6 protein-coding genes and 1 pseudogene are annotated in these 5,753 nt (G+C 63.5%); 3 read left to right on the top strand and 4 right to left on the bottom strand.

Going from position 1 to position 5,753, the window contains the following annotated elements; genetic code table 11:
• On the bottom strand, positions 1–634 hold a 634-nt coding region (locus tag AC1DKD_RS39675), incomplete at its 3' end, for a TetR/AcrR family transcriptional regulator (RefSeq protein WP_477144600.1).
• Between the two features lie 193 nt (positions 635–827).
• Between AC1DKD_RS39675 and AC1DKD_RS39670 the strand changes: the two are divergent.
• Together AC1DKD_RS39670 and AC1DKD_RS39665 are read left to right on the top strand one after the other, a co-directional pair.
• Positions 828–2,125, top strand: a pseudogene (locus AC1DKD_RS39670) (flavin-containing monooxygenase).
• A gap of 13 nt (positions 2,126–2,138) precedes the next feature.
• Complete coding sequence (locus AC1DKD_RS39665) at positions 2,139–3,077, top strand: alpha/beta fold hydrolase (protein WP_441634917.1); 939 nt, start codon at positions 2,139–2,141, stop codon at positions 3,075–3,077.
• Positions 3,078–3,124: 47 nt separating this feature from the next.
• On the opposite strand, the gene AC1DKD_RS39660 is transcribed toward AC1DKD_RS39665, so the two are convergent.
• The gene (locus tag AC1DKD_RS39660; protein ID WP_441634919.1) at positions 3,125–4,102 is read right to left on the bottom strand and encodes a tripartite tricarboxylate transporter substrate binding protein; all 978 of its coding nucleotides are present in this window, start codon (positions 4,100–4,102) and stop codon (positions 3,125–3,127) included.
• A 78-nt stretch (positions 4,103–4,180) separates the two neighbouring features.
• Between AC1DKD_RS39660 and AC1DKD_RS39655 the strand changes: the two genes are divergently transcribed.
• Positions 4,181–4,570 (top strand): hypothetical protein, encoded by a 390-nt coding sequence (locus tag AC1DKD_RS39655; RefSeq protein ID WP_441634921.1) that lies wholly within the window; start codon positions 4,181–4,183, stop codon positions 4,568–4,570.
• A 66-nt stretch (positions 4,571–4,636) separates the two neighbouring features.
• Here the strand turns inward: AC1DKD_RS39655 and AC1DKD_RS39650 are convergent, their stop codons facing one another.
• Together AC1DKD_RS39650 and AC1DKD_RS39645 are read right to left on the bottom strand one after the other, a co-directional pair.
• Entirely contained in the window at positions 4,637–4,897 is a 261-nt protein-coding gene (locus AC1DKD_RS39650) for a hypothetical protein (protein ID WP_441634923.1), read from the bottom strand.
• Positions 4,898–4,985: 88 nt separating this feature from the next.
• A partial coding sequence (locus tag AC1DKD_RS39645; protein ID WP_477144599.1) for an MFS transporter occupies positions 4,986–5,753 on the bottom strand: 768 nt, incomplete at its 5' end.

The following is a 5,753-nucleotide window of genomic DNA, read 5'->3' as shown; positions in this document are numbered from 1 at the left end:
GAATATTCAGTAGTGCCGTCCCCGTTTTCGTCATATATGGCGAGAACAAGCTCATCACCTGTGACGCCCCCCAACTGATGTGTTCCCGCTTGATGGAATCAATTCCATGACGGGACCGGAGATAGTCGATCCAGTAGGTAGACACGATCCAGGTGTTGACGACCAACTGGTCAAGTTGCTCGGGCGTGGCACGCAACAGTCCAGCGGATTCCATGCAGCCGAACACGCGCCGGACATGATGCTGCCCATCGTTGGCCAGCAATTCGCTGCGTGATCGCAATGCCGGTGCAAGGCCACGGATGGACGCCGCGTCGCGATAAAAGAAGCGCCACTCCCACATCAGGCTGAACCAGCCGCTCAGGTAGCTTGCAAAACGGCCGGGGTCATCGCCCTGCGCCAGATCCGCTACCGAGGTCTCACGTAGCGCCCGCTCGAAATCGTCGAAGAGTGCCTCGAGAATTTGCTCCTTCCGGTGGAAGTGGTAGTAGAGGTTGCCCTCCTGGATGCCAACCGACGACGCGATTTCCGCAGTGGTGACCACGACCGGGCCGCGCTCGTTGAACAGGCTCAGGCAGGCATCCAGAATGCGCTCGCGCGTCTTGGGACGCCGGGCCGGCGCACCTTCCGCCGTCATGGCCGGCCAATCCTGTCATGTTTCGTCATCTGCATGTTTGCTTCGCTGGGTCTTAGGGGTAAGCCCTAGATCTGGCAATCCCGGTTGATTAATTAGGGTGAACACCCTAGTCTAGTCTGAAGACAACACGGATGCACGTTGATAATTCGGCGCGGCAAGCGTCCGGCCCGGTTTGGTCAACAGGAGACTATCGATGCTATCAGGCAACGCGGAACATCCGCATTCCCAGGCCCATGCCGGCACGTCGGCCGAAGCGTTGAAGGCGGGGCACGCCGCAAATGAAGGCGCGGCGCAACACGTCGATGTGCTGATCGTTGGGGCGGGGCTTTCCGGTATTTGCGCTGGTTACCACCTGCAAACCAGTTGCCCCGGCAAGAGCTTCGCCATCCTGGAAGGGCGCGAGGCGATCGGCGGTACCTGGGACCTCTTTCGCTATCCCGGCGTGCGTTCGGACTCGGACATGTATACGCTCGGCTTCAGTTTCCGCCCCTGGCGCAGTGAAAAGTCGATCGCCGATGGCGACTCCATCCTGGCGTACATCCGCGGTACGGCCCGGGAATTCGGCATCGAGCGGCATATCCGCTTTGGCCACTGCGCCACGCAGGCGTCGTGGTCGACCGAGACCGCGCGATGGACAGTCGAGGCAACGGCCGGTCCGCATGGCACGCCGGTCCGTTTTACCTGCAGCTTTCTTTACCTGTGCAGTGGCTACTACGATTACGCCGATGGCTATATGCCAGGCTGGCCTGGCATGGAGCGCTTCGGCGGCAAGATCGTGCATCCGCAGCACTGGCCGTCTGACTTGGCGTATGACGGCAAGCGCGTGGTCGTAATTGGCAGCGGCGCGACCGCCGTCACGCTGCTGCCGGCGATGGCGGAGCGCGCGGCCCATGTGACCATGCTGCAGCGTTCGCCAACCTACATCGTGGCACGGCCGTCGAGCGATGGCAGTTGCGCTCAGGCGAGCGGCTCGATGCCGATGTCATCGTGACGGCCACCGGACTCCAACTGAAGGTGGCGGGCGGGATGAAGATCGAGGTGGACGGAACCCCGATGAACCCGGCGCAGGCCTTTATGTACAAGGGCATGATGTACAGTGACATGCCGAACCTGGCGGTCGCCATGGGCTATGTGAACGCCTCCTGGACCCTGAAGGCGGAATTGTCGTCGACCTACGTGTGCCGCCTGCTCAATCATATGGACGCGCATGGCCATGCGTGGTGCGCACCGCGCCGCACGGATCCGTCTGCCGGTGAGGAGTCTTCGTTGTCGCTGAGTTCCGGCTATGTCCGGCGCGCCAGCAACATTTTGCCCAAGCAGGGTTCCAGGCGGCCCTGGAAGGTCCACCAGAACTACCTGTTCGACCTGATGGCCCTGAAGTTCGGCAGGGTCGTGGACAGCGAGATGGCGTTCGGCCGCGCCGGCGCGGACGCCATGCGGCCCGGCCCGGCGGTGGCTGCCGGCATGGCCGCCGATTCCGTTAACAGTTGAAAGGATAGACGCAATGGCCATATTGATTGCCTGCATTGCCATCGGTGGGATTGTTTTGCTTGGGTTGGTGGCATTTACCGGACTCATCGCGCACAAGGTGGAAAAGGCGCTGCCGCCCAAGGGCAAGTTCATTGAGATCGATGGTGCCCGGCTTCATTACATCGACAAGGGCCAGGGCCCCGTCATTGTCATGGTTCACGGGTTGGGCGGGCAGACCGGGAATTTCTCGCACTCCTTGCTGGAGCGGCTGACCAGCCGGTTCCGCGTCATCCTGGTCGACCGGCCGGGTTCGGGGTACTCGACCAGGCCAGCGGCGATGTCGGCCCGCCTGAGCGCGCAAAGCGCGGTCGTGGCCAAGTTCATCCGGGCGCTCGGCGTGGAGAATCCCCTGCTGGTTGGCCATTCCCTGGGTGGCGCGGTTGCCCTGGGCGTTGCACTCGATCATCCCGGCGCGGTCGGCGGCCTCGCCCTGATCGCGCCGCTGACCCATCCGGTGGAGGGCGTGCCGCCCATGTTCCGCGCGTTGTCGATCTCGTCCGCCACGCTGCGTCGCGCCATCGCGTGGACATGGGCGGTACCCAGGTCCATCTTGCGCGGGCGGGCAATGCTCGATCTGGTTTTCAGCCCCGATCAGCCGCCCAAGGATTTTGCGATTGCCGGTGGCGGGCTGCTTGGCCTGCGGCCCGGCAGTTTCTACGCCGCGTCGTCCGATATGGTCAGCGTGGCGGAGGATCTCCCCGGCATGGCGCAGCGCTACGCATCGCTGACCCTGCCGATCAGCATCCTGTATGGGACCGCCGACGCCGTGCTTGACTGGCAGGCGCACGGCAAGGCGATGAAGGACAAACTGCCGGCGCTGGATCTGGAACTCGTGCCGGGCGGGCACATGCTGCCGGTCACGATTCCGGATAAGACCGCGGCTTGGGTCACGGCGGCTGCCGCGCGGCTCTGACGACGGCACCACCGGCGCGCGCGTTGCGCACGCGCCAGCACCGCGGCTTAAGCGTCGATGGTAAAGCCGATCTCCTTGATGAATTCCCCCCAGCGTAAATAGTCTGCCTTGACCTGGGCGGCGAAGGCCGGCGGCGTAATGGACTGCGGCGGCAATACACCGACCGCGAACAGCCGCTTGTGATAGGCCGAATCAGTCAGCACTTTCTGGATGGCCACCGAGACCGCGGCGACGACATCCGGTGGCATGGCCTTGGGACCGAACAACGCGAAGTAGCCGCTCAATTGCTCCATGCCCGGAAATCCCTGCTCGCGGAACGTGGGAACACCCGGCGCCATGTCCGAGCGTTCCGGCGTGGTGATGGCCAGAGCCTTGGTCTTGCCGGACTGGTACAGCGGTACCGCGGTGGTCAGCCCGTCGATCATCACTGGCACCACGCCGCCCACGAGGTCTTGCGTGGCGGGCGCCGAGCCTTTATACAACACCGGCTCCAGCCTGCTGCCGGCGAGCTTGTTGAGCAGCAGCGGGCCAAAGTGCGACGACGTGCCCGGGCCGTAGGAAGCCGAATGCAGTGGCGCTTTGGCGCTCTTGGAATACGCGATCATCTCGGCGAGCGTGGAGAAGGGCGCATTCTTGGTTGCCACCAGCAGCACCGGCGCGCGCGCCGCTTCGGCCAGTGCCGTCAGGTCCGTGAGGGGGTCATAGGGCACCTTGTTGATATGCGCGCCGGAGGTAGCCGAGGAGCCGAGCGTCATTAGCAGCGTGTGGCCATCCGGTTTGGCGCGAATCACGTCCAGCGTCGCGGGAATGGTTGCGCCGCCGGGCTTGTTTTCCACGACCACCGACTGGCCGAGGGACTTGCCAAGGAAGTCGGCGAACAACCGCGCCACCACATCGGTACCGCCGCCGGCGGGATAGGCTACGACCAGGCGCAGCGGACGACTCGGCCAGCTATTGGCAAACGCGGGGGCAGAGCCGACAGCCGCGGCGGCTACCGCGGCGGTAAGGAAATGACGACGATCCATGCTTGTGCCTCCTGACGGTGATGAGCAGATAAGTGCTCTTTTCAATGCGTAAGGAGGATACTCATGGAGGAGGGGCCGATGATGGAATCGGGCGATACCCTTCCCATGACGGCGTGCATGAATGTGCGGGTGGCCCGGGCCGGGCCCCTGGCGCTATTGCGTCAGGCCGGCCATGCTAGGATCCTGTCTCCGATTCAAAGTGAGCAAATGATGTCGACTGCCTTCCAGATACACACTCCAGCCCCGTCCGAAGATGGCGAGCTCATCGGCTTCTCCATCGTGGCGGACGGCGTGGCAGGCAGTGGCTTTGTGTCGCGTTCGGCACTCGATGCGCTGGCCCAGGGCCAGATCGGCAGCCACCTGGGTATTTTCGAGCGGAATCTTGGCCGTATCCAGGAGGCGGCATGGGCGAAATGGTCCGCGGACCGCTCGCTGAACCCCGTGTTGCTGGAAGAGCACGACTTCTGAAACCTTCGCCTGGCGATTTGTCTGGCGCCAGGCGCATGCCGGCCCGGGATTGGCAACTCGCGCGTGTCAGGTCTGGGAGAACGTGCGCACGAGCTTGGTCTTGAGCGGCCAGGGGCGGGCCGCGAGGATCCAGATGCAGAGCAGTGGGCCGATGAGCGGGATCAGCGCCAGGTAGGCGTACAGCCCACCAAAATGCGCGGCCTTGAAGACCTTCCTGAATGGGAAGAACCACAAAGCTTCGAAGAGTAAAAATCCGAGAACGTAATACATCATGGTCATGCGTCCTGTACGGCTGGCTGGCGTGGCATCTGCGCCGCGCTGCAGCATTGTAGAGTCCCTTTGCTGACTCATAATCCCGCCGCTTTGGGGGATTTTGGAGCGCGGTGCGTCCATGACTGTGTAGTATTCGCGTGATTTACCGCAGCGCCCGCTGCGCCACGGCAACCAGTGCCACACCCACGCAGGCGAAGGCCAGCAGCGCGAAGAGATTGCTCACCGCAATCAACTGCGCTTGTTGGTCGATCAGTGCCGACCAGCGTGTCAGCGTGGCGGCATCGAAGCCGTCGGGCAGGTCGAACGGGGTGATCCGGGCCACCAGTTGCGTGCGCGCCATTGCCTCGCCGTACTGGAGCCACAGGCTGGCTACGCCGGTGCCGCCGGCCGTTGCGATCTGGCGCATGATGTTCTTGAACTGATACGCGTGCGCAAAATCCTCGACGCTGAAGTCCGCATAGGTCAGGCCTGCCACCAGTGCCAGGATGAAGGGCGTGGTCAGGCTCTGCAGCGTCAGGGCCGGCAGCAGGACGGCCATGGATGCCCCCGGCATCATCCGCTGGCTCAGGAGCCAGGCCGCGCCGGCAAACATGAAATAGCCCAGGGCGATGTAGCGCCGCTGCCCCTTCAGCCTCGTGCCCGCATAGGTAAAGGCGCAAAGACCCGCAAAACCGATCAGCCCGGTGATGGTCAAGACCTTGCCCGCGGTCTGGAACGTGAAGCCCAGCCCGGACTGCAGCGTGCTGGGCACTACATATCCCCACAGTCCGTTGAGGAAGTAGTACAGGGTGTAGAAGCCTAGCCCGACCAGGTAGCGGCGGCCGAACAACAGCTTGGGATTGAGCCAGGGATCGGGATGGCGGTGCTGGTGGATGAAGACGCCCGCAACAAGCGCCAGTCCGGCGAGAGG

It is taken from the genome of Cupriavidus sp. 05T313 (assembly GCF_056396665.1).
The sequence above is the reverse complement of the archived record's forward strand: the minus strand, read 5'-3'. Positions and strand labels throughout refer to the sequence as shown.